The sequence below is a fragment of the Psychrobacter sp. CAL346-MNA-CIBAN-0220 genome (genome assembly GCF_040309805.1).
In the GTDB taxonomy this organism is placed as follows: Bacteria; Pseudomonadota; Gammaproteobacteria; order Pseudomonadales; family Moraxellaceae; genus Psychrobacter.
Map to the genome: position 1 here is coordinate 591,214 of NZ_JBEOPF010000001.1, position 25,335 is coordinate 616,548.

Annotated in this window: 22 protein-coding genes; 7 read left to right on the forward strand and 15 right to left on the reverse strand. The window is 42.3% G+C overall.

Translation table 11 applies throughout. The features are described 5' to 3' along the window. Positions 1–68: 68 nt before the first annotated feature. From AAEY88_RS02290 to AAEY88_RS02330, 9 genes are all read right to left on the reverse strand, one after another. Positions 69–1,103: a quinone-dependent dihydroorotate dehydrogenase gene (locus tag AAEY88_RS02290; protein ID WP_350558463.1), complete on the reverse strand. Its 1,035-nt coding sequence runs from the start codon at positions 1,101–1,103 to the stop codon at positions 69–71. Between the two features lie 189 nt (positions 1,104–1,292). Continuing rightward, on the reverse strand, positions 1,293–1,697 hold the full coding sequence (locus tag AAEY88_RS02295; RefSeq protein WP_350558466.1) for a hypothetical protein: 405 nt from the start codon (positions 1,695–1,697) through the stop codon (positions 1,293–1,295). 301 nt (positions 1,698–1,998) lie between these two features. After that, positions 1,999–2,574 carry a type II secretion system protein GspM gene (gene gspM, locus AAEY88_RS02300; RefSeq protein WP_350558469.1) on the reverse strand — a complete coding sequence of 192 codons (576 nt, stop codon included), beginning with the start codon at positions 2,572–2,574 and terminating at the stop codon, positions 1,999–2,001. Between the two features lie 134 nt (positions 2,575–2,708). Next, entirely contained in the window at positions 2,709–4,019 is a 1,311-nt protein-coding gene (gene gspL / locus AAEY88_RS02305) for a type II secretion system protein GspL (protein ID WP_350558472.1), read from the reverse strand. 127 nt (positions 4,020–4,146) lie between these two features. Continuing rightward, entirely contained in the window at positions 4,147–4,605 is a 459-nt protein-coding gene (gene sixA / locus AAEY88_RS02310) for a phosphohistidine phosphatase SixA (RefSeq protein WP_350558475.1), read from the reverse strand. A 42-nt stretch (positions 4,606–4,647) separates the two neighbouring features. Continuing rightward, complete coding sequence (locus AAEY88_RS02315) at positions 4,648–6,075, reverse strand: NAD(P)H-dependent glycerol-3-phosphate dehydrogenase (RefSeq protein WP_350558478.1); 1,428 nt, start codon at positions 6,073–6,075, stop codon at positions 4,648–4,650. Positions 6,076–6,176: 101 nt separating this feature from the next. Next, complete coding sequence (locus AAEY88_RS02320; protein WP_350558481.1) at positions 6,177–6,833, reverse strand: nitroreductase family protein; 657 nt, start codon at positions 6,831–6,833, stop codon at positions 6,177–6,179. A 36-nt stretch (positions 6,834–6,869) separates the two neighbouring features. After that, positions 6,870–7,970, reverse strand: coding sequence for a cell division protein ZapE (gene zapE / locus AAEY88_RS02325; protein ID WP_350558484.1), 1,101 nt, complete (start codon positions 7,968–7,970; stop codon positions 6,870–6,872). A gap of 252 nt (positions 7,971–8,222) precedes the next feature. Then, positions 8,223–8,882 (reverse strand): alpha/beta fold hydrolase, encoded by a 660-nt coding sequence (locus AAEY88_RS02330; RefSeq protein ID WP_350558487.1) that lies wholly within the window; start codon positions 8,880–8,882, stop codon positions 8,223–8,225. A 298-nt stretch (positions 8,883–9,180) separates the two neighbouring features. Between AAEY88_RS02330 and AAEY88_RS02335 the strand changes: the two genes are divergently transcribed. From AAEY88_RS02335 to xseB, 3 genes are all read left to right on the forward strand, one after another. Beyond that, complete coding sequence (locus tag AAEY88_RS02335; RefSeq protein ID WP_350558490.1) at positions 9,181–9,561, forward strand: hypothetical protein; 381 nt, start codon at positions 9,181–9,183, stop codon at positions 9,559–9,561. A 269-nt stretch (positions 9,562–9,830) separates the two neighbouring features. Beyond that, positions 9,831–11,399, forward strand: a complete 1,569-nt coding sequence (xseA, locus tag AAEY88_RS02340) for an exodeoxyribonuclease VII large subunit (RefSeq protein WP_350558493.1) — start codon at positions 9,831–9,833, stop codon at positions 11,397–11,399. Positions 11,400–11,637: 238 nt separating this feature from the next. Beyond that, on the forward strand, positions 11,638–11,880 hold the full coding sequence (xseB, locus tag AAEY88_RS02345; RefSeq protein WP_350558496.1) for an exodeoxyribonuclease VII small subunit: 243 nt from the start codon (positions 11,638–11,640) through the stop codon (positions 11,878–11,880). Between the two features lie 19 nt (positions 11,881–11,899). Here xseB and pncB read toward each other — a convergent pair whose 3' ends face one another. From pncB to AAEY88_RS02370, 5 genes are all read right to left on the reverse strand, one after another. Beyond that, positions 11,900–13,147, reverse strand: coding sequence for a nicotinate phosphoribosyltransferase (pncB, locus tag AAEY88_RS02350; protein WP_350558499.1), 1,248 nt, complete (start codon positions 13,145–13,147; stop codon positions 11,900–11,902). Positions 13,148–13,460: 313 nt separating this feature from the next. Further along, positions 13,461–15,278: a bifunctional peptide-methionine (S)-S-oxide reductase MsrA/peptide-methionine (R)-S-oxide reductase MsrB gene (gene msrAB, locus AAEY88_RS02355; protein WP_350558502.1), complete on the reverse strand. Its 1,818-nt coding sequence runs from the start codon at positions 15,276–15,278 to the stop codon at positions 13,461–13,463. A gap of 532 nt (positions 15,279–15,810) precedes the next feature. Further along, positions 15,811–16,692, reverse strand: coding sequence for an ATP-binding cassette domain-containing protein (locus tag AAEY88_RS02360; protein WP_350560417.1), 882 nt, complete (start codon positions 16,690–16,692; stop codon positions 15,811–15,813). Positions 16,693–16,784: 92 nt separating this feature from the next. Beyond that, entirely contained in the window at positions 16,785–18,737 is a 1,953-nt protein-coding gene (locus tag AAEY88_RS02365; protein ID WP_350558504.1) for a glycine betaine ABC transporter substrate-binding protein, read from the reverse strand. Between the two features lie 338 nt (positions 18,738–19,075). Then, positions 19,076–20,524 carry a coniferyl aldehyde dehydrogenase gene (locus AAEY88_RS02370; protein WP_350558507.1) on the reverse strand — a complete coding sequence of 483 codons (1,449 nt, stop codon included), beginning with the start codon at positions 20,522–20,524 and terminating at the stop codon, positions 19,076–19,078. A gap of 368 nt (positions 20,525–20,892) precedes the next feature. On the opposite strand from AAEY88_RS02370, the gene AAEY88_RS02375 reads away from it, so the two are divergent. The 4 genes from AAEY88_RS02375 (at position 20,893) to AAEY88_RS02390 (ending at position 23,933) form a co-directional block, all read left to right on the forward strand. Then, the gene (locus tag AAEY88_RS02375) at positions 20,893–21,789 is read left to right on the forward strand and encodes a lipoyl protein ligase domain-containing protein (RefSeq protein WP_350558510.1); all 897 of its coding nucleotides are present in this window, start codon (positions 20,893–20,895) and stop codon (positions 21,787–21,789) included. A 305-nt stretch (positions 21,790–22,094) separates the two neighbouring features. Continuing rightward, a complete protein-coding gene (locus AAEY88_RS02380; RefSeq protein ID WP_350558513.1) occupies positions 22,095–22,625 on the forward strand; it encodes an inorganic diphosphatase in 531 nt (176 codons plus the stop codon). Between the two features lie 382 nt (positions 22,626–23,007). Further along, a complete protein-coding gene (locus tag AAEY88_RS02385) occupies positions 23,008–23,472 on the forward strand; it encodes a hypothetical protein (protein WP_350558516.1) in 465 nt (154 codons plus the stop codon). A 71-nt stretch (positions 23,473–23,543) separates the two neighbouring features. After that, positions 23,544–23,933 carry a DUF1622 domain-containing protein gene (locus AAEY88_RS02390; protein ID WP_350558519.1) on the forward strand — a complete coding sequence of 130 codons (390 nt, stop codon included), beginning with the start codon at positions 23,544–23,546 and terminating at the stop codon, positions 23,931–23,933. A 219-nt stretch (positions 23,934–24,152) separates the two neighbouring features. Here AAEY88_RS02390 and dusB read toward each other — a convergent pair whose 3' ends face one another. Next, on the reverse strand, positions 24,153–25,193 hold the full coding sequence (gene dusB / locus AAEY88_RS02395) for a tRNA dihydrouridine synthase DusB (protein WP_350558522.1): 1,041 nt from the start codon (positions 25,191–25,193) through the stop codon (positions 24,153–24,155). Between the last annotated feature and the right edge of the window lie 142 nt (positions 25,194–25,335).

The following is a 25,335-nucleotide window of genomic DNA, read 5'->3' on the forward strand; positions in this document are numbered from 1 at the left end:
ATTTAGCCTATTAAAATCTTAAATAATCTAGTCTAAAACACTGTAATCAAAGTTTATTAAGTTAAGATTTAGCTTTCCATAGCGTCGTAGTAACCGCCGATAGCTTGAATGCAAGACTGAACTAAGCCCGGTCCTCGATAAATAAGACCAGTATAGAGCTGTACCATGTCAGCGCCAGCTTTGATTTTTTTCACCGCTTTCTCGCCGCTATCGATACCACCAACGCCAATCAAGGCTACTTTACCATCCAACTGGTCTGAAAATTGTTGTAGAATCTGAGTACTAATATGACTGACTGGACGACCTGATAAGCCGCCTTTTTGATCGCCATCATGCAAATCTTCAACACCCACTCGGCTCAGAGTCGTATTAGTGGCAATCAAGCCATCGATTTCAAAGTCTAAAAGCTGCTGGGAGATATAATCGACCTGTAATGGTTCTAAATCAGGCGCGACTTTTAATACCAGTGGCACATAAAACCCATACTCTGTTGCCAGTTGATCATGACGGTTCTTGATAGCATCTAATAGATGAGTTAAGGCTTCGCCACTTTGTAAGTCACGCAAATTCTCAGTATTTGGCGATGAGATATTAACGGTAATATATGAGGCCTGTGCATAAACCCGCTCTAAGCAATATATATAATCATCAGCCGCTTGCTCTACCGGCGTACTGGCGTTTTTGCCAATATTGATACCTATATTGCCTTTATACTTGCAGCGTTTGACATTTTCAATAAGGTAATTAACGCCCTGATTGTTAAAGCCCATCCGGTTTATAATAGCATCAGCTTGTTTAAGTCTAAATAAACGCGGCTTATCATTACCAAATTGTGGTTTTGGGGTGACGGTGCCCACTTCAATAAAACCAAAGCCTAATTCTGCTAGCGCGTCAATATAATCGCCGTTTTTATCCAAGCCGGCTGCCAATCCGACCGGATTTGAGAATTGCAATCCCATACAATCGGTCGGCTGCATCGACTGACCATAAATCAGACCTAACGCCCGCGCTTTGTGGGCTTTATCCAATAAAGACAGGGTCATGTCATGAGCCTGCTCAGGGTCCATCTTAAATAAAAACGGGCGAAGTAAGGCGTAGGACATAGTGACAATAAACCCTGATTGAAGAAAATAGTGAATAGGATAAACTAGATAGCTTAAGGCGCTGCGATTATATCAGCTTAGCAGAGATAAAACTAAAGTTTCATATCTCAAAGTGTCAGATAGCAACGTTAGAAAATACTTATAAAAGAGAGCTATTGACGGTAGCAAAAAATCCCATTAAAGAATAGCTTATGGTACGGGGCGACTGTCAGTTAGTGCAACCCAGCCACGTACAATACGATATAGATGCCAAATAAAGGTAAACGTCATAATCAGCAGTCCCAGACCGGTTAACAAAATCGACCCGATAGCTAAATTACCACTATCTGCCATTACACTCACACCCAATCCGCCCAGTGCGAACGTAATTAATAGCGCACCGATGGCAAAAAAAACAATACTGTACCAAAAAGTCTTAATCTGCCAATCAAAATGCGTTGCCAACCACGACCCGTCTGCATCATGCCGTTTGGCATAATTCATCACGATAGGTACAATCCATAACAGCCCTGCGGTAAAATAGCTCACCACATATAACAAGTAAGTTATATGATTATAGGTCACTAGAGAGCGCCGGTTATCATCACTTATCATGCTATCTTACTCCGGTTGAATAAGCTCATCATTAGGGTAGTGAGCCCGTATACCAAAAGCGGTAAAAGGGTTATAGTAATAGGCTCAGCTGTCTGCGTTAAGCGCTGATCAGACTGAGAGTCAAAGGAACGATTCATAATAAACATCCGTAACTGACAATAACTACTAAGTATTTTATTGTGGCGAATAGCACACTTTTCAAGATGACTTGCTGTAGCGCTTACCTTCTAATCCCTACTTAGTATAGAAGGTTTAGAATGAAATATTTATTAGCATTGAGTGCTGCTAAATTGAATACCAACTAGTAAGTCACTGTAGCTTGTACTTGAATTTGCTTAGTAGTTATATCTTGCTGCATCGACAGCTGAGTAAACTGCCAGCCTTGTTGTTGAAGTTTGCCAAGCGCCGCGCTTACTATCGCTTGGCTAGCATCGGCAAAGCTCAGTTGCACTGCCTCCCCAGCAGCGACTACCTGTGCATTATCAATTCCAGAAGCGTTTAGTAGCGAGCTGATACTACTGGCTGGGGATTGTGAGGTATCGACGCCTGGGGTATTGGCAGCATTTAGAACATTACTGTCGATGTTATCAGCCTGCGCGCGCAACCAAAAATAATCAGCTACTTGCTCTTGATAGTTGACCTCACTTTCTTCAGCGGCTTGATGTAGAATATAACCACCATATCCGCCACCAAATAATAATAAAAATACCAGTAACAATCCCAAGGCCATCTGATCGCGTGGTAATAAAGCCTGCCAGCGTGACCCCAATATATTCTGGTAGCTATGTATATGTCCGGTCATCTTTCTCGCCATATGTCCTGAAAATGCGCTTGCTGCTGGGGTATTGCGCTTGTTGCAACCCTGTAATAGTTTCATTACCTAACCCCGATATCTAATAGAAATTGATGGCTAATAAATATTGATGGCTAAAGATGACTATATGATATCTAGCAATAAAATCTATTAGACCTCGATTCATTAAAAGCCTGTCTTATTAGAAAAATGTCTAATCAAGAACTAGCAGCCTTATTATTCTTAGCACTACTCTCGACAATGTTTACTGTAATCTGTCCGCTAAACTGTCCCTGCTCATCACTATTAACCCGCTCTAAATCAGCAGTCAAACCTTGGGCATTAAGCGTACTAGTAAATTGATCAAGAGTATCTCGATTCGGCGCTATTAAAGTGAAGCTCAGCGCTGTTGGCTGCATAATCAATGCCTGTGCTTGTAGGGAGGACTGTTTGATAAGCGGTGATATACGTGCCAAAACAGCCATATGTGAGGCAGGTGCTTGGCTATCGTTACGTAGCTTTGGTTGCAGCTGTGTCTGTAATTTAGTGCGAGCATTTAGCCGCTCATCAGGAAACCACGACTGATACTGCGCAGCGACCTCAGTCTGCGTGGCAGTAGCGGCCTCACTATAGCGATACCATTGCACACCATCAGTTGCCATTTGTAGCATGAGAGCTGATAGCGCCACCATCATGGCCACACGCAAATAAGGGGACAACTGCGAGTTTGTTGCTTTGACAAAAAAGTTAAGCGCATGACGCTCGGGGGTCTCAATGGGGACGGGAGTACTTGAAAGCATGGTCAATAATAACTGATGCTCAGCTACAAGCGCTGCTGTTTCTACCGAGATATTGGTTATAGCTGGTATTGATTGCGCCCTTATCTGTTCTGAACTGAGCTCACTATCTATACTGTCAGCGACTGGCGCGCCAATTGTAGAAGGCACAATAGATGGACCGATTGCCGTTAACACACAAACTTCACTTAACTGCGGCAAGCGCTCAAAAATTAACGGCAGATAACTGACGGCTAACCCTTGATGTTTCGACTGCCTTAATAGCGCTGTGTACTCATCTTGGTATAATACCACTTGCTGCCCGGCGCCCTCTTCTGGAATCGGTAGCAATAAAAAATCAGGCAATAGCGCTTGAATGGTCAAGCCTGCCAACCCTACACTTTGTTGCCAAGTCTCGATATCGCTTTGAGCTAGTGCGTATAAGTAATGCCTATTAGCGTTACTTATTTGCCTTACTGATAGCTGCTCAACAGAGGTTAAAGACGTCTCTTCAAATAAATACTGCTTACCAATGTTGCCCAATTGCTTAAGCTGAGCGCTGTTAAGCTCAGTATCGACTTGTAATATATGGCTTGTGGGGAAATACAGACACAGTGTTTTAGAACTATTGGTTTTATAGCTACTATAAATATCATGTAACTGCTGCCAACTATCGACTATTTGCCATTGTTTTGTATCAGCATGCCAGACCGCTAGCGGACTGTGCTGCGCTCTTAACCAAACGTGTAACACTAAACGTGTCCTTACTTGTTGGACCATTGATTAAAACGGCCGAATACTTATAGTTTTTTTAAACAATGAGCAGACGCTAACTGCTACTATAAACTAGTGCTTGTTAATATTAGTTCGCCTACTCATGTTAATACGGCTGAACCGGAACAAAACGATCAATCTCATTTGCCATTCCCGCCAGGACAAACTCCATCTCAAATACGCGCGCTTCAGCTAAAGAAAACGATTCAGGACTATTACCGGTTAATAAGCTGGCAAGATTGGCCACAATAGACATGTGACAAACCACTACCAAGCATTCTGCTTCAATGTTACCTAACTCTGCTAACGCCGCATGCGCATCATCAGAGGGGGTGATGTTATCCTGTACCACTGCGGCCACATTTGGGGCGTGCTTTTGCAACTGAGCCAAGGTTTGCTGTGCTCTATCATAGGGGCTAACCACAAAATAATCCGGGGTATAATGCGCCATAATATAATCAGCGGTTTGCGCGGCTTGTTGTTGACCGTACTCTGTTAATTGCCGTGCACTATCTGGACGAGATTCATCTTCTGCTTGTCCATGACGCATCAATATAATTTTCATAACACTCCTTGGTTTGAGCCTTTATTCATATTTTTATAGAGGTTAGTTTTTGTTTTTATTAGCAACATTCGCTTGAGAAACATCGTCGTTAGAGACACTATCTTTAGAAACGTCATCGTCAGACTTATCATCAGTTGGGCTACTGGTTACTGCTTGCATTTGGGCTGTGAGTGCAGCATTACTGTGATCATGCGGCATGACAAACTCAACGTCGCTACGAAATCCAGCTTCCATTAAGTGCAAAGCAACACCAAGTGCGGCTTTGTCTTCATAAATGACAGCGTATAAGGCGTGAGTGATGGGCATATAAATGCCCTCTTTGCTGGCTTTTTCATGCACTTGCTGAATGGTATTGACCCCTTCAGCGGTTTGGCCAAGTTTTTTGACTGCCGCATCAATACTCATACCGCGCCCGAGCATATTGCCGATACGGTAGTTGCGGCTGAGCTCTGAGCTACAGGTGGCATATAGGTCACCAACACCTGATAAGCCTAAAAAGGTCAGCGGATTAGCGCCAGCCTCGACCCCAAAGCGGCTCATTTCTGCCAATGCACGGGTTAATAACATCGCTTTGGTATTCTCGCCGACATCATAAGCGGCGGCCATACCCATGGCAATCGCATAGATATTTTTTAGCGCTCCGCCAAGCTCGACACCGCAAATATCATCACTGGCAAATACCCGAAAGAAGGCGCTGTGTAAAGCGGCTTGTACGGCATGACGTAAGGGCTCTGAATCACTCGCTATTACCGTCGCTGACGGCATATTTTTCATAATCTCTATAGCAAGATTAGGGCCTGACAACACCCCAAAATTTACTTCTGGCAACTCATCTTTAATAATGTCACTCATAAAGGCGAAGGTATCTTTTTCCATACCTTTGGTCAATGACACGATTGATTGCCCAGTAATAAACGGGGCGATATTTTTGAGGGTCTCGCGAAAGGCTAAGCTAGGTACCGCAAGAAAAATAATATCTTTATCTTTGACTGATGCTTCTAAGTCATGGCTATATTTAAGACGATCATCAAGCTTATAACCGGGCAGGTATTTCTTATTCATTTGCAGCTTAGCCATTGACTTGACCGTACGCTTATTACGTACCCATAGCGTAGTATCACAGCCATTGCGTGCTGCTAAGTTTGCCATTGCCGTACCAAAGCTACCGCCGCCTAAAAATGCTAAGCGCAATTTAGTGGGATTTTTGTGTATTTGCTCCATATTTTTGGCTACCGCCGCTTCAACGGCACTAGGATTTAACTTTTTGCGGCCAAGACCTGATTTAGTTGCTCGATCAAAAATACTGGCCAATAGACCGTTTGGTTTTTCAACATGGCTATACTTTACGTTGCTGTTATCAGTATTAACCTCTGTACTGGTAGGCTTTTTATTATTAGACGCTTTATTACCAATCGTTTTTTTATTGGCTTTGGTGTTATTAGAGTTTTTCTTCTCACTAGAGCTTGTCATATTCATTCATCCGTGTTGACCCGCTTATATTATTTTATACCACTTATACGTATGGCAGCAAAAAGTACAACGTTATATAGTACCTGAGTGCTGCATTAACTTTAAGATTCAAAGCGTAGCAAGGGCTCAATATCAATAGGTTTACGTTCTGGCGTATCGCAAGGACTGCTGCCAGTATAAACAAAGGCCGTGACATAATCATCAGCCCCAACATCAAAATATGCCTTTACAGCGGGCTCATTACACAGTAGGCCGGTACGCCATACCGTACTAAACCCTTGTGCTTTTAAGGCCAAGATAAGATTTTGTACCGCAGAGCCAGCGCTAAGCATTTGCTCAAAAGGCGGTACTTTTTTATGCTCTTGCATATGAGTAACGACAGTGATAATAACAGGAGCGCGTAGCGGTAGAGTCGCCGCTTTTTTGCAGTCTTTTTCAGACAGTACCTCCCCTTCTCTAGCCGCTTTTGCTTCCGCAGCTGCAACCAAGGCACGACCCAATTGGTGACGAGCGTTTCCTTCGGTGATAATAAAGCGCCACGGACGTAGTTTTTTATGATCAGGTGCCGTTGCCGCACAAGCAATAGCTGCTTTGATTTGGGCGTGCGTGGGTGCAGGAATACTTAGATTACCAATACTGCGTCTTGATTTAATCCAATTAATCAGCTGCTCATCAGTTACTTTAGCATTATCAGTTACCGCCTGACTCGCCTGTTGGTCAACATTTGCATTTATTAGAGAGACTTCAGACGTACTCATCATTTATCCTTATCTTTATTATTATACATGTAGATTTTATGCAGCATCATCAAGGCGATGCTTCATTTTTAAATAATCTTCTGATTGCATCTCAAGCAAGCGCGAACGGGTACGCTCAATCTCAAATGATAGTTTTTCGCCTTGATATAGGTCAAGAATAGATTGCTCAGCGCGAATTAACAACTTCACGCGCCGATCATAAAACTCATCAACCATATAAATAAAACGACGGGTCGGATCACGCAAATCGTCATTTAATGCCGGCACCGCATTGACCAAAACAGTGCTATAGCGGCTGGCTATTTCGATAAAGTCAGCTGCTGAGCGTGGTTGCATACATAAATGCCGAAAATCACAAAATAAAATAGTTTCCGTTCGAGCATTGATTTTAATTTCTCGACCATTAACTTCAATCGGCTCATTACTGATTTTTATATTGTTGGAGAGACTGGCAAAACGGTTAGCCAACCAATGATGGTTGCTTTTAGTCATTGGTGATTTGTAAAGCTCAGCTTGCTGTAATACCCGCAAACGATAGTCAATCCCAGAATCAATATTCATGACAGTGGTATGACATTCAACCTCAGCAATAGCTGGCATGAAACGATCACGGTGTAGCCCATCTTTATACAGTCCAGACGGCTCAATATTAGAGGTGGCGACCAAGGTAATACCCCGATCAAAGAGCATAGTAAATAAGTCGCCCAAAATCATGGCATCAGACACGTTAGAGACAAAGAATTCATCAAAACAGATGATTAGTGCTTCTTCATAAATAATATCAGCGACTTTTTCTAATGGATCACTCTCCCCTTGTATATTATTAAGCTCATGATGAACGCGCTGCATAAAGTGATGAAAATGCTGACGCATCTTACGTTCAATGGTCAACGAATCATAAAACATATCCATCATCCATGTTTTGCCACGTCCAACCCCCCCCCACATGTATAAACCTTGTGGTGCTGCAGGCTTAGATTTTAAAAAGCTAAAAAAGCCTTTTTTTTGTTCTCCGCTATTATTAAGCTGATGGTATAGATTATCAAGATAAGTCATAGCCTGATACTGCTGCTCATCTCGGGTAAAGTCATCGGTACTAACTGCTTGTTCATAGCGCTGCAATGGAGATAATCTCATAATGCGACTCGTCATTAGACAAAATAAATAATAGAGTGATGTGTTGATACCGTCAGTCGCCACTAACTTATGATTTTTACACTGAGATAGTGGCGACTGAGTTGTCAGAATGGTTCATCATAACCATTCTTTAGGTTAACACGGCTTAAGGTACGACTAACAATCAATTAAATTTATCAAAATATACTGCAATTTATCACTTTAAACCGGCTTAGAAATGCTTGAAGTTTATAAAGTACTTATTGGATAATACTATATACCCTTATCAAAACTATGCTGTTCTAATAATTTCTTAAGCTCAGACAACCGCCCATGAAAAAAGTGTCCAGCACCATCAACCACACTGACCGCGATTCCTAAACGCTCAGCGAAGGCTTGCATATTAACAGGATCAATCACCTCATCGGCATTACCATAAATCTCAAAGGTATTTTCGACGGGTAAGCTTAAATTGTCGCTGTCGTTTTTCTCTATTGAAGGCGAGATAAGGGCAACTTTAAGCAACTCAAAATCACTTAATCCCCAAACATGGGGCGATAACAACACTTGCTCAGCAACGCGTGCGGTCACATAACCACCAAAAGAAAAGCCACCTAGCCATAGTTTACGCGCATTGGTCTGCGTAGCAATCCATTGTAGCACGGTCATCGCATCCAGCACTTCACCGTCAGCATAATCATGCTCACCAGTCGACTGCCCCACCCCGCGAAAATTAAAACGTACCACATGCATGCCATTATCGCGTGCAAAGCGGTACATGGTGGTGACGACTTTATTATTCATCGTCCCCTCAAAAAGCGGATTAGGGTGACATAATAACGCCACCGTATCGGTACTAGGATCATTAGGATTGTTTTGTTGCCATAGCGCGTCGATCTCTAACACGCCAGCAGGAGCGGGAATTAATGGCATATATTTAATTACTAATTGCGAATAGATAGATCAATTATCCTAGATATGGTTTATATTTCAAGTCATTTGCTGTGTATTACCATTATTTACTTACTTTTAGAGGCTTTATTTAATAACTATTTAAGCATAAGCCACTGTTAGTCTTATCCAAATTAATGTACTTCCATATATTAGGATGATGCAACATGGCCGCAACACCATACACAATAACTGTCTAGACGTCATAGATCTAAATAAGTTAACATTTACAATGTTTGTTAACTGACCTTTGTACTACTTATAAAAACAGGACTATTTGATGATTATCTTTAATAAAACTTTTAATAAAAAGGCCACACTGACGGCAACTTTAGCAGCAGCAGTGGCTTTGAGCGCCTGCCAAAGCACCCCATCCTCACCAGTGATTCAGCGTGCTAACTCTATTTATGAGACCACAGGACTTGGGATTACCAAAGTAAAAGCACAGCAAAATGCGCTTGATAGTGCCAGTAAAACTTGCCGCAGTAAACAAGTTATTATCGTTGAGGACGAGGTCAAATATAACGGTATATTAAATGAGCGCGCTGGTCGTATGATTGGGCAAATGGGTTCAGTAGTCGGCTCAGTATTTGGTACCGGCTCACCAGACTTATCGCGTAATGATGACTATGAATACACTATTAATTTTCGTTGCCAGTAACTTATTGAGTACAACCGATTAAATAAATTTGACAACCTATCAATTTACGCCAGCTGTTTGAAACTATTGTGACGGTTTAAAACAGTGTCATCAGCGTTTGCAAGATGTAGCCAATACGTTCGCGATACAGGTAATACCTCTGTCGTGAACGTATTGGCTTTCTTTTTATAAATTAACTTTTATGAACACCCTGTTTGTCGGCAAACTTCTAGGCTAAACTATGACACAAAACCTTGATCCTACATCCTCCTCATAGTTGGTTTGATATTATGCGAAAACCCAATCTTTCCAATCTCAAACAGGCGACTGCTAAGACTTTAGCCCCTACCATAGACTTATCCACCTTAGAGGCCGAACTTGCTGAGCGGGAAGCCAGTCTTGAAGGAAATCTGGAAGATACAGTATTGCGCCTTAGTGATTATTTGGCAGCGGTTGAGATGGTCATTAAGCAAACCTTTGATCATCGAGTGTGGATAAAGGCTGAAATTCGTAATCTGTCTAGCAAAGGCGGCCATTATTACTTTGAGCTGGCCGAAAAAGACGACGAGGGTAAAGTGGTCGCCAGTTGCCGTGGTAACCTTTGGCGCTTTAAAGCGGCACGGGTATTAGCAAAATTTGAGCGTGCAACCGGTATGGTACTCAGTCGCGATTTGACCGTATTACTCAAAGTATCAGCAAGCTTTCATGCGCAATATGGTTTTGCGCTCGCCATTGAAGATATTGATCCCAGCTATACCTTAGGAGATTTGGCGCGACAATACGCTGAAATGGTAGATCGTTTGACTGGCGAAGGGCTAATGCATCTCAATCAGCAGCTATCTACCCCCTTTGATATTGAGCACGTCATCGTTATCGCTCCCGAAAAGGCCGCTGGATTGGGGGACTTTCAGGCAGATGCGGATAGACTCGCTAGTACCGGTGCTTGCCATTTCCATTATCATCATGCCACCTTTCAGGGTAACCATGCGCCAGCTGAGATACGTCAAGCCATTGTCAGTGCTCAGCAACAGTTTTATAGCACCTATCAGCGCTTACCAGATTTATTAGTCATTATTCGTGGTGGCGGCGCCGTCGGTGATTTGGCTTATCTCAATGATTATGAGCTTGCCGCTTTGGTCGCAGAGCAGCCTGTTCCGGTATGGGTGGGTATCGGTCATGAACGCGATAAAGTCATATTAGATGAAGTCGCGCATACTAGCTTTGATACGCCCTCCAAAGTGATTGCTGCAATTTTTGCCCATTTGGCACAACTAGTAGCGCAAGTTTTAAATTACCAAACGCAAATCAAACAAGTGGCCCAACGGCAACTGAAAATAGCGGAACAGCAAACCACACGGCAACTCAGTCATGTACAGTCGCAAACTATTGGCCAGCTGACTGCTCTCCAAAAAGACAGTAATTTTGCGTGGCAAAGTATTCAACAAAGCGCCCTGCGGCAAGTCAAACAAGCATCAAGACTGACCACTGAACTAAATATGCACATCAAAACGACTGCTTATCAGCAATTAGCGATCACGAGCGATCACTTCGATAGCTATCAGCAAACTATCCTGCACAATGCCCAACAGCAGATCTTACAAGCACAGCGTGATAGTGAACATCTGCGCGATATTGTGCTGTTACATCGACCAACGCGGGTACTTAAGCAAGGCTATACTATGCTTACTGATGAAAAAGGTAAAAAAATATTGACCAGCAGCAACCAGCTTTACCCTGAGCAGACCGTTCATATTATCTTAAAAGATGGTAAAGCAACTGCTCGTGTTTTGGACGTTAAGAGTACTGATGTTGAAAGCACTAATATTGAGACCACATCAATTGATAATTTACCAAATTAATAATACATCCTTATCTAACTATTTTTTCATATAGTTAATCCAATTTAAAAACGACATAGTGTTACTGGGCTACTGGAATGAATTTTTTGCAGCCTCTGTCACGCTGGCGAACAGCACGCAATAAAAATTTATACCAGGAGCACGTTGCTACAAGCAATATTTCTCTTATTTTGAATTGACTATACTTTATTATTTATTACTCTAAATTATTTATTACTCTAAAACCTTAGGAATTATTATGAGTACGACCCCCATTCGCAAACGTAAAAAAGCCACCCCAAAAACTTTTAAGGCGGCCTACGATATTCTAAAAACCAATGCCGCTGAGTTACAGCAACAAGATGAACCAGATATTGATAATTTAATGACCACTGTTGAAGAGTCTATTGCTGCTTATCGAGTTTGCGAAACTCGTATCAATGCGGTACAACAAGCTTTGGATGCTGCTTTTGCCGAAGAGTCTGATAACAGCGCAAGCTAAGTTTGGCTTAACCTAGCAATTATTCAGGCTCATCGACATCGAATACTTGGCGAAGATAAGCCAAATAGGTATCGTTATTAATCATGGTTTTGCCAGGGCTATCAGATAATTTGGCTACTGGCTGACCATTGCATTCGACCAATTTAAGAACGATATTAAGCGGAGTCAATCCCATATCATTGGTAAGATTAGTACCAATACCAAAGCTGGTTTTGATACGGTCTTTAAAGTATTGGTGCAAATCCCATGCTTTATTCAGATCTAAACCATCACTAAAGGTCAATATCTTAGTCTTCGGGTCTATTTTTAATTTTTGATAATGGGCAATAGCTTTATCACCCCAAATATAGGGGTCGCCGCTATCATGGCGCAAACCATCAAACAACTTGGCAAAATATAAATCAAAATCACGCAAGAACGCATCCATTCCGACCACGTCAGTCAACGCAATACCCAAATCACCGCGATACTCATGGACCCAAGCTTCAAGGGCGGCTTTTTGCGAGTCCCGTAAACGCACATCCAAGGCCTGAAAAGCCTGCATAAATTCATGCGCCATCGTCCCTATGGGAGTCATTTTTAGGGTCTTAGCCAAATAAACGTTAGAGGTACCACCGACGATTTTTGGCTCCGCTTTATGCAAGGTTTCTACCACATGCGCTTGCCAAACCTTACTAAAGCGGCGACGGGTACCAAAATCAGCAACAATAAAGGGTGGTTTATCTGAGGGTTGCTGTCGAGACGTCTTTTGCTGAGCCATTTGCTGCTGAGCGTAGCTATGTAAAAGCTCGACCTTTTCATCCAGGCGTCGCTGTCCTTCTTCAATAACGCTAGGGTTTGATAACGCATTAAAATACAGCTCATTAACGATAGCCAATACAAACACTTCAAAAAACATCGCTTGAATCATGGGTCCTTCGATGTCAATAAACAGACGACCTTGACTGTCAGTGTTGACGGTAACAAAGCGGCGCTTCAGTTTAAATAACTCCAGATAATCAACAAAATCTGAGCGCATAAAACGTAAGCGGCGCAAATAATCTAGCTCATCGGGTAAAAAGCGTAATTCACATAGGCTGTCTAGCTGTTGTTCAAGGGCATCTTTAATATCGGCAAGCGGATAAGCCGCATCCTTATTATTGCGACAGCGAAAACGATAGACACCATGAGTCTGTGGAAACTGGTGCAACATGGCTTGTAACATAGTGAATTTATACAAATCGTTATCAAGTAACGAGGTAATAATAGGTACAGGGGCAGCGGTCATGTTACAGCCTTAGACACAAAAATAAGAAATCAACCTCACTCAGTAGTGCTAAATATTGCAATAGAGGGGTCAGAAATAGGCAACACTAATAGTAAATAGCGAACCATTAATCGGTGAACAGACCGTTTAGTATAACGACATTTGCTGTTTTTTTCAGAATTCACGATTTATTGCAGCAAAACTACTACGTTTAATAAAATAGAATAATACAAACAATATAAAAAAAGACGCTAAAGATAACCTTAACGTCTTTTTTGCAAATTATATTGTTTTTATATAATAGCTATTAATAAATAATAATACCTACTAATAACTATGGTTTCGCTGGTTTAACCAACTTCACCAATGGCGCATAGCCTGATTGTGGCATCACAGCCACTGGGATAAATTGTAGCGCCCCGCCATTAATACAATAACGTAAACCACCACGGTCTTTAGGTCCATCAGGGAAAACATGACCTAAATGCGAATCAGCAACTCGCGAGCGAATCTCAGTACGCACCATATTATAGGCCATATCATCATGCTGAGTAATCACTTGCATATCAATCGGTTTGGTAAAGCTCGGCCAACCGCAGCCTGAGTTGTACTTATCCGTTGATAAAAACAGGGGCTCACCGCTTACTACATCGACATAAACACCGGGTGCAAATAAGTCATCATATTCATGACTAAATGCACGCTCAGTACCGGCATCTTGAGTGATATTATATTGCGCTTTGGTCAACGTATCTTTAAGCGCATTTTTATCAAATCCAGCATAACGTTTGGCTGCTAAGGTTTCAGCAACGGTCGTAACCGGCGCAAGCTTAGTCTGTGCGGTGCCGGCAGGCTTGTCATCAGCAAGGCTTAAATCAACGTGGCAATAACCATTTGGGTTTTTGGCCAAATAATCTTGATGGTACATTTCAGCTACGTAGAAGTTGTCTAACGATTCATTCTCTACTACTATTTTTTGCTTATATTTGCTTTGCACTTGCTTAACGGCAGCATCAATAACGGCCTTATCGTTTTTATCGGTGTAATAAATACCAGATCGGTACTGTACGCCGCTGTCATTGCCTTGTTTGTTAAGGCTGGTTGGATCAATCACTCGGAAGTAATATTTTAAAATAGTCTCAAGGTCGGTTTTATCGGCATCGTAAGTGACCTTAACTGCCTCGGCATGTCCAGAACCACGAATGACTTGCTCATAACTGGGGTTTGGTTTATTTTCGTCACCATTAGCGTAGCCTGATACCGCATCTATGACCCCATCGACACGTTCCATATAGGCTTCAATACCCCAAAAACAACCACCAGCAAGATAGATTGAGCGGGTGTTAATGGCTTTACCTTGATCGTTATAGTAGACACCATCTTTTTGCTTGATGGTCTCAATCTTACTATTGTTATCTAGCGCTTGAGTTGCAGCTGGTTTGGCGCTGCTATTTTTAAGCTCAGCGAAATCATTACCCGCGTTTTCAGCTAATGCGTACGCTTGTTGCGCGGTCATATTACCTTTGACTAGATGTACCAGATTGCCATTTTTATCCAATATCGCCCAGCTTGGATAGACTTGAACGCCAAGCTTATTAATCAGCTCACCTGAAGCATCAACTAATACTGGAAGTTTTGGATAGTCTGCTTGAATACCGGCATACCAAGTACTAAATTCGCCATCTACTTTTTCGTTGAGATGGCCAGGGCTGGCAACCGTCACTACGTTCAGGTCGGAAAATTTAGGATCCATGCGCCATTCTTCGGTTTCTTCGAGAGTGCCCAAACATAATGGGCACCAGCTTGCCCAAAACTTGACCAAAGTCGGTTTGTTAGGATCAATTACTGCCGCGCCATTCTCACCAAGGCCTTTAGTCAGCTGTGGTAACGCTTGCATTTGCTTGAGCATATCGGATGGCAGCATATCGCGTGAACTGGTCACCCCACTGTTTTGATTGCTTGATTTAGCGCTATTTTCTGCACTACTTATTTGCCCGCAAGCCAATAACAATCCTGCACTTAATACACTGGTCACCCCTAAAGTGCTGACGTTTTTTAGCCAACGTGACGGTTGACGCTGGGTTTCTGTTGTTAATCTATCGTTACTACGATTCTTATCGGTGCGGTCATTTCGAGGGGTTTTATGTAGCATGATGTGTCCTTTTTACGAGGCTTTATGGCCATATATTACAGGGTAATAGCCTATGTTCTGCTTGAGAAGTTTACAGATAAATACAAAAGTGATATTAGATATAAATTAACAGTACTTTATAGGAGAGATTTCTTCTAAAAGTAGGAATTATAGTTGCAAACAATAACAACGGTTTTGAAATTAGGGTGTTACTAGAATTTGAGCAAGCATATTAGCTGTATGTAGATATTACGACGATAAATTCATAAATACAATTAGATAATGTTAATAATAGGTATTGATAATTTAGTTTAATTTAACAGTAAAATACATACTGATACACTTTTTTAACCGCTCTGCAAGGCTATAGATAAAGAGCCGTTAATAAAGGAATCATAGATAATAACTTATAGTTCATATGGGGATAAATGCAGAAAAAACAGGATGATAAGAATGATATTTGAAGGATTGGAAGATTTCTTTGATTAGTAAATACACTTAATATATAGGGTGCTTAAGGTTAAATTAAGATACCTAAAGTAGGTAGGAGTTTTTACTTGGCTTTAGCAGTCATAAACTGTGCCACATAATCGTTAACAGGGTTAAGGCGTAATTCGCTAGGTGTGCCCGTTTGTACCAAACGTCCTCCGTTTAAAATACTAATGCGTTGACCCACTTTGACCGCCTCATCAATATCATGAGTAATAAACACAATGGTTTTATGTAGCCGTGCTTGTAGCTCAAGCAATTGATCTTGTAACTGCGCACGAATAAGCGGATCAAGCGCAGAGAACGCTTCGTCCATGAGTAAAATCGGAGTATCAGTAGCTAACGCACGCGCCAGTCCCACACGCTGCTGCATGCCACCAGATAACTCATCAGGATAGCTGTGCTCTAAGTTTGGTAGACCGACTTCATTAAGCCAGTGCCGCGCAATGTCATGACGCTCAGTAGTACTCATCTCACGGACACGCAATCCGTAAGCGACGTTTTGGATAATGGTCATATGCGGTACTAAACCAAAATGCTGAAACACCATACTGACCGTTTGCTGACGATACTGTTGTAGCGCCTTATCATCAAGCTCTAAGATATTGATAGCGGTCGATGGCATGGTTTTTGAAGAGATGTCATCTATTATATTGGTATGCGCATCCATCGCAGTATCGACCCAAATCTTACCAATAGTGGGGTCAATAAGGCGGTTGAGATGGCGTATAAGCGTTGACTTACCTGAGCCTGATAGTCCCATAATACAATGTAATTCGCCCGCTTTAATCGCTAGATTGATATCATAAAGCCCCACGGAATAACCCGTTTGCGCTTTAACAGCGATGCTGTCCATACCCTCGGCTAGTAGGGCCAAGGCAGACTGGGCTTGCGCGTTGCTGGCATTATAAATCTTACTGATGTTTTCTAGCCGAATATGGTTCATCATTGTTCTCATTATTTAAGCGTTATTAACGTGATTTTAACGCTCTGCTGATAAGGGTTTTGCAATTTTTTATTCAAAATTTTAGGCAATATTTAGCCAATCTGACGTCTACCCGCCTTGATGGTTTTTTGACGCGCGCGTTTACCTTGCCCAAAAGCTTGGGTAATACGGTCGATAATAATGGCCACAATGACGATTGCCGTACCTGCTTGCAAGCCTTGGCCAATGTTCAGGGTTTGGATAGATTGCAATACATCTTCACCAAGACCGGGCGCGCCAATCATAGAAGCCAAAACCACCATCGCCAGCGACATCATTACCGCTTGATTAATCCCTGCCATAATACTTGGTAACGCTTGCGGTAGCTTAATCCAAATTAGCAACTGCCAATGGGTACTACCGAATGAGCGCCCTGCCTCAATCATTTCATGATTCACTTGGGTAATCCCTAAAGTAGTCAAGCGAATCAGTGGCGGCAGTGCATAGATAACGGTAGCAAATAACGCCGGTACTTTGCCAATACCAAATAGCATCAGCACCGGTATCAGATACACAAAGCTAGGCATAGTCTGCATCACATCAAGTATAGGAGTAATGATTTTACGGAGCAGCCGACTACCTGACATCGCAATACCAATGGGAATACCAATAACCACCGTTACTAAAACCGATACGATTAATAATGCTAAAGTATCGATTAGCGCGCCCCACAGTCCGAACGCCCCAATTAAGAACAACCCTGCCCCACAAGCCAGCGCAAACCATATTTTGCGTACCCCAAACCATGCTAATACCGTTACTAGCGCAATAATCAACCATGGCGGAATCACAGTAAGTAGGCGTTCAATAGGAAGCAGTAAATACGTTAAAGTCAGACGACTAACATTGCGAAAGACGTCGCCATAATTTTTGACCACACTTGCTAATGACTCATTGAGCGACGTCTCCAGTGACCATGACGGAAAGCTTGATGACAGTCCTAATATATTGTCAGTTTTTGTAGCCGTATTAAGTGGGGTATTAATGCTGGTATTGCCAGCACCATCGGCGGTCAAACTAATACCAAGCGCGGTAGCGAGATTATTAGCGGCCGTCTCAGACAACCATCCTTGCCAAACGTTCGGATTATCACGCAAAAATGCAAAGGCTTGCTCATCCCCACTGCGCTTACTCTCACTCATCGCCAAGATAGCGCCATTGAGTGCTTCAGGCGTGAACTGTACTTTTTTGAATACCTCAGATAGCTCAGGATTAGCGTCAATAAACGGTTTTGAGACCGCAATACCTAAAGGAGATACTGGAAAGCCAGACACGCAGTTAGAGGTACCATCAGCTCGTAGTAAGTCTTGCCAGCAGGCCTCGTTATATTCGGGGAATTCTAGAGCTGCAAAGTCGTATTTGGCGATCAAGCCTGTTGGCTGCCAATAGTAAAATAGAAGGGGTTTACGCTGCTCAAAAGCAGAAGAAATCTCGGCGTCAAGGGCAGCACCAGTTCCGGGATGAGCGTTATTGAACGTTTTTCCTAAACCCGTATTTTTTAGCAAGCGCGTATTAAAAACCTCACACGCCCAGCCGGACGGACAGTTCATAAATCGTGATTTTTTGGGGTCTTCAGGATCTTTAAACAGCTCTGCATATTTTGGCAAATCTTGATAACGACGTAGACCTGGATTGTCCTCTAACACATATTTAGGCACGTACCAACCTTGGGTCGCACCGCCTTTAAGCGTATCGCCAATCACCACTACCTTATTATCTTTGATCGCCTGTTCCATGATAGGCGAGCGCCCTACCCACTGCTCACCGATGACTTGAATATCATTTTGAGATAAAGCGGTCTCCAGCGCCGGCCCTGCTCCTGGCACCTCTTCAATCTGGCACTCATATCCGCTCTCAGCGATATACTTAAGGACACCCGTGGTAAATTGACCACTCTCCCATGTCAGCGCACCAAATTTAATCGGAGTCGCGCATGCCGCTGATGCGGATATAGGCAACAATAACGAGCTTAGCAATAGTAAACTCAACACAATCCATTGGCGCATGGCATGTCCTATTTGTCATTATTCTAGTTATTACGGTTGCTAAAATGTGAGGGTGAGCGTTTACCCTTGATGCTTTTGAGGCCTGACTCTTTAAAGCTAGAGTGAAAAACTATAGTCAATAGCAAACTTAAATCTAGCAATAATAATTTTTAACTGTGCTAGGAAGTGTAGCTATTTATACTACTAATGTTAAAGGCTTATTTTGTAATTATAAAATCTCGTTCTGAATTGAGTGTTTATGTAATGCTGACCTTTTCAGATAGTCATGCTTTTATAAAAATATAGCGCCTATTTTAATAGACGCTATTTACCGTAAAATCATAACCATTCAATAAGACTTACTTTAACAATAGCGCCATGCCTTTTCTAAATAACTCGCCATAAGGTGGCAACAGTAAGTTCATGCCGTTAATTTTGGCTTGCACGAAGACTGGTTTCATATGACTTAGACGCTCAAATCCTGCTTTTCCGTGATACGCGCCGATACCTGAATGGCCCACACCGCCAAACGGTAGATCGTGCTGTGCCACATGGATAATGACTTCATTGACACAGACGCCGCCTGATACCGTATGCGTGCGTACTTGTTCAATATGTCGATCATTATTACCAAACACATATAATGCTAATGGACGCGGACGCGCATTGACAAAATAAATGGCATCGTCGAGAGTCTCATAGTGCATCAAGGGCAAAATCGGTGCAAAAATCTCGTTTTGCATCAAAGCGCTGTCAGGTGCGGGCTCAGTGACAATAACGGGCGGCATCAAACGAGTTTCAGGATTCGCCTCAACATCAGTTAGCTGATGCACACTAGCGTTTGGCAATTCTTGCAGGTAACCTTGTACTCGCTTAAACTGTTGATTATTAATAATATGAGTATAATCTGCATTATCATGGATATTGGGATAATGATTTTGCATCCATTCTTTCGCTAAGCTAATAAAACGCGGATGATATTGGCGTGGAATAAGTACATAGTCAGGGGCGATACAGGTCTGACCAGCGTTTAGCGTTTTGCCCATCATGACCCGATTGACCATACTTTCAAGATTGGTATCAGCCGTTACAATGACCGGTGACTTACCACCAAGCTCAAGAGTGACCGGCGTTAAATTTGGTGCTGCAGCAGCCATTACTTTTTTGCCAACGGCAGTAGAGCCGGTATAGAGTAGATGATCGAAAGGTAATTTACTAAACGCTTCGGCAATATCCACTTCACCCAGCACCACACAAACCATGTCAGACGAAAAGTAATGTGCGATGGCCTTGGCAAAGGCTTGGGCAAACTGCGGTGCGGCCTCACTCATCTTAACCATGATCCGATTACCAGCAGTTAAGGCATCAATCATCGGACCTATCGCCAAATACAGTGGATAATTCCATGGCACCATGATACCGACCACGCCCAATGGCTGCGGCTGAATCTCATTATGAGCAGGTAGATATAACGCTGAGATCGATACACGGCGTGTTTTCATCCAATTTTTACCCTGTTTCTTGGCATGGCTGATACCAGTAAAGCTTGGAAACAATTCTGCAAATTGGGTTTCTGACACACTACGATGGCTAAAGTCTGCACTGATAGCTTTTGCTAGACTGGTTTGATTATCGCTAAGTAGCGCCTCTAAATTATCTAATTGGGTTTCACGAGTTGCCCAATCAAGTATAGGCTGGGTACGGCTTAGCACTTGTAATCGCGAAAACTGTGCTTGCAGCTGCTCAGGGGTAGTAATCGTACTAAGTGTAGAATCAGTGCTACTTTTAGTTTGGTCATGGTCGGTCATGTGTCTTCCTTGTCATATGCGCTATCATTTAGTCAAAATGCTGTGTTTATTATAAGGCGTCAGTAGTAACGCTTGAATGTTAAAACGGGAAAGTTATCTCATCATTGATATTTAATGTAGCGTATTGGTTGGCGAATGAAAAGCACGTTTGGCACACTGGTAGGTTTGTATAAAATGATTTTTAACCAACCTTTTAGTCATTCCTCTATTATGTTTTTTTATTGAGTATTGGTTTTTCATGATGCGTTAATTTAAATTTGGGGGTCATATTAAAAACTGCTACACTCGATAGTGTCAAGATAACGGCTTCACTTATTATTAAATATGCTCTATCCCACACCTAGATAAAATAAGAAGATACTACACTCATGACTCAACACATTAGTGATACTCTCATCAGTAAAGTCTTTAGTAGCGCCGACTATAATCCTACCCATGATGCTATGCTAAAGCGCAGCCTTGAGCGCATCGCTTTAAAAAAAGATCAAGGATTGCGTACCCCTGATGAGTTATGGATTGTCGACCATAATGATGTTTACACTCTTGGGCAAGCAGGCAAAGAAGAGCATATTCTGCAACGTACGGATACGCCCATTATTAAGACCGATCGCGGTGGACAAGTAACCTGGCACGGGCACGGCCAACTGGTCATTTATTGGTTATTTGACTTACATAGTCTCGGTTGGAGCGTGCGCAATTTAGTCTCGCACGCAGAGCAAGCCATCGAAGATGTCGTCAATGATTGCGTAGCAAGTCAGACCTCAAAATCAACAAAAATGGCTATTAGTAATCGTATAAACCCCACTACAAATGCCATTACTACCATTAGCGCTCATGCCCGCCGTGATGCTCCAGGGGTGTATTTGTACGCGGATAACTCTTTATCCGACAATGCCTATGATAATGCTAACAACCTTAATAATACTGACAGCCTTGATGACGATGCCACTTCTAACGCACCCGCTGACGACGCTATCATGTTGGGTAAAATTGCTTCATTAGGCTTTAAGATTAAACATGGCTTTAGTTATCATGGCATTGCTCTGAATTTGAATTGTGATTTATCTGCCTTCAACGCCATCAATCCTTGCGGCTATGCAGGTATGCAAATGCTACGGCTAGCAGACTTCGTGGCAATGCAAGATCCAACAGATGAGCAAATGCGCGTGGCTTTGAGCTACGAGCAAGTCACTCAAAAACTGATTGATAATATTGCTCAGCGTCATGCTGGGTCAATCACGTTGCGCCCGATAGCGTCGAAATAGCTGTTTTTGAAACCGCTATTTAATCCTAACGCTTATATCCGCCCAGGTCGCTCAATGATTATTAACTTGATGGGCTGAGTCTTATTTTGCATAATATCTTGCCTGCTTGGACTTAAGCATAACGAGAAAAATGAAACCAAACTTGTTATACTCGCAGATGGTACAAATTAGGCGCAGCAATCATATTGCCACGCTGACATAATTTTTATATAGCCCATACGATAAATGGCTAATGATATTTATACGCATATCCTTACCTATCCCTTAAATTATATATTGATAACAAAATAAACTAGGAGTGTTCCATGGCAGACTTTAATAAAATCTTAGACGCAGGCGACGTCGACGGCGGCATCATTAATGTAGTCGTTGAGATTCCAACTGGTAGCAGCCATAAAATCGAGTGGAATCGTGAATTGGCCGTATTTGAGCTTGACCGTGTTGATCCGCAGATTTTTGCTAAGCCTTGCAACTATGGTTTTATCCCGCAAACCCTTGATGAAGATGGCGATGAGCTTGATGCATTAATCATCACTGAGCACCCTTTAACCACTGGCATTTTCTTAAAAGCCAAAGTCATCGGCGTCATGAAATTCGTTGATGACGGTGAAGTCGATGATAAAATCGTGGTGGTACCAGCCGATGACCGTAACAATGGCAACGCTTATAATAGTTTAGAGGATTTACCAAAACAGCTAGTTGAGCAATTACATTTTCACTTCAGCCACTATAAAGACTTGAAGAAAAAAGGCACTACTGTGGTCGAATCATGGGGTGATGTGTCAGAAGCCAAAGAGGTCATTAAAGAGTCTATTCAACGCTGGAAAGATCTATAAGTTATCCCTCCTATTTTATAAACCGATGTTTCATGATAACTAAAAAGTAATCTTGAATAAATTTGCCGCAGTCATCAAGATGGCTGTGGTATTTTTTTGCGCTAATTTTGCTACAGCGTATCATTAATTAGTACATTCACTTATTTTACTGCTACGATTTGGCAAAGGTGAATAAACATACACGCCCGTCTGTAGATAACGGAGTCCCAGGTTGTTTACTAAAGGCTCCTTTAATAGATTATTATCAAACTGATGCCTAAGTTAAGTTTTAGCTTAACGGCCTCATTATAAATTCTAGCTATAAGGTTGTATAATAGATCGCCTTACCAATAAGCGTGTTGATACCAGCAGACAACATCAATAATAATAATAAAGGATAACCATGTTTAATTCTGATCCTAGCAAGAAACCTGTCAGTACCAAGCTGCCAAAAGCGGTCATTATGATGGTCGAAAAAAACAATCTAGTGATGGCGATCAAAACCTTAGCTGCTGATGAGAATATCAGTATGGAGGCAGCCAAAGACCGTATTGATGCCTATGAGACTGAGCTTAAAATCAAGCAGCAGCAAAAGCTGAACACTATCGCTAGTAAACAAGGTATTCCAAACGAAGCGCTTAGTTTTGATAGAGAGCAAATTGAAGACGACTCTGATCGCCTGATAAAAAATCGGGTCAAGACCACTCCAAAAGAACAAAGTTTTAAAAGCCTGCAACGTGGGGTTGATAGCCAGCTTAATGATTTGGGTTATAAAAAACGGCTCGTACCTTCCTGGGCCAAGCGCCTTTTGGTAATTGCCGTTATTATGGCAGGCCTATTTTGGATTTTGTGGCGGGTATTTGGTTAGTCAGTCATCATAAACTCAAGTGATACTTCTGCTTTGCCCAGTCAAGCTTAGTTAATGATAAGGACGGATTTTTGATACAACTTCTAACTCAATATATTGACTCGATTGCCAAAGTCATCGAATTTATTGGCGTGCTTATTATGGTTTTAGGCTTGCTTTTTGCCTCTTATAAAGCTATTTTTTCAATAAATAACTTCACTCACGACACTTATATCGAAATTAGACAAGCAGTTGGAAAATCTATTTTATTGGGGCTTGAGGTCTTAATCGCCGCTGATATTATAGCAACCGTCGTTACAGAACCTACGCTACGCAGCGTGTTAGTATTAGGCTTTATCGTCCTAATTCGCACATTCTTAAGCTTGTCATTACAGGTGGAGTTAGAAGGCCACTTTCCATGGCAACGAAAGACGACAACACCAGAGAAAAACTCTCCCGAGACCCCCATCAATCACTCTTAATATAGTAACTTTTGATATATAGTTGATCCAATTTAAAAACAATACCGTGCTGGTATAAATTTTTTGCAGGCTCGAAGCACGCGTGCGACCAGCAAGCAAGAAAAATTCATACCAGTAGCACGTTGATATGAACGACTCTCTTTTATTTTGAACTGCCCATAGTCACTTTTAACAGCGCTAATGCCGTAAGACTTCAATAGTAACGATTCCCCTTACTTCTTATTGGGTGTGAGCCGTCAAAAATGTCTCAACTGCCTTAAATTGACTGGTGGTACTCTCTTCACCATACATTGCTTGCCGAAAAGCATTAGAATTAGGAATGCCAGTGGTATACCAGGCAATATGCTTACGAGCAATTCGGCAGCCAGAATACTCTCCATAAAAGTCGTAGAGCTCTTGTAGATGAGTCAGCACAATCTCTTTAATTTCGCTGACACTGGGTGCATCTAGCATCTCACCCGTCTGCAGAAAATGTCTAATATCACGAAATAGCCACGGTTGACCTTGGGCCGCGCGTCCTATCATCACCGCATCACAACCGGTCAGTTCATAAACGCGCTGGGCTTTTTGCGGGCTGTCAATATCACCATTGGCAATCACTGGAATACTGATACTGTCCTTAACTTCGCGTATCAGCTCATAGCGTGCCTCGCCCGTATACATATCCTCACGGGTGCGCCCATGAATGGCAATGGCAGCAATACCCGCTTGTTCAGCACGACGCGCAATACGTAGAATATTCTCCCGCCCATTCTCATAACCCAAGCGCGTCTTTAAAGTCACCGGCGCATCTACGGCATTCACCGCGGCATCAAGCAGCCGCGCGACCAAATCTTCATCTTGTAGTAGTGCTGAACCTGCTAGCTTACGACAGACCTTTTTAGCTGGGCAGCCCATATTAATATCGATGATCTGCGCGCCATTATCAATTTGATAACGAGCAGCTTCAGCAAGTTTATCCGGATCAGCGCCCGCTATTTGTGCTGAAATAGGCGCTATCTCGCCATCGAAATTAGCGCGATATAAAGACTTTTTACGGGCATAAAGCGCCGTATCAGCGATAATCATTTCACTAACGGCATGACCGGCGCCAAACGATTTGCATAACTTTCGAAATGGATTGTCGGTAACCCCTGCCATCGGGGCAACGATGAGGCGGTTTTCGACTGTCAACCCGCCAATTTTTAGCGGCTGCAATAAAGGGTGGTCACTATTATTTTTGGCTTGCGAAACAGAAGTATTTGAAATATCTATAGACATAAAAAACGGCTTGATTTGCAATGAAAACAAGCCGTTATTCTAAGCATTCGTACGTATATTGCAAGTTTTAACCTTGATATATTTACGCTAATTTAGAAAAGATGTAGTATGGCTGGAAGAAATTTTCGAAACCTCTGGAGTG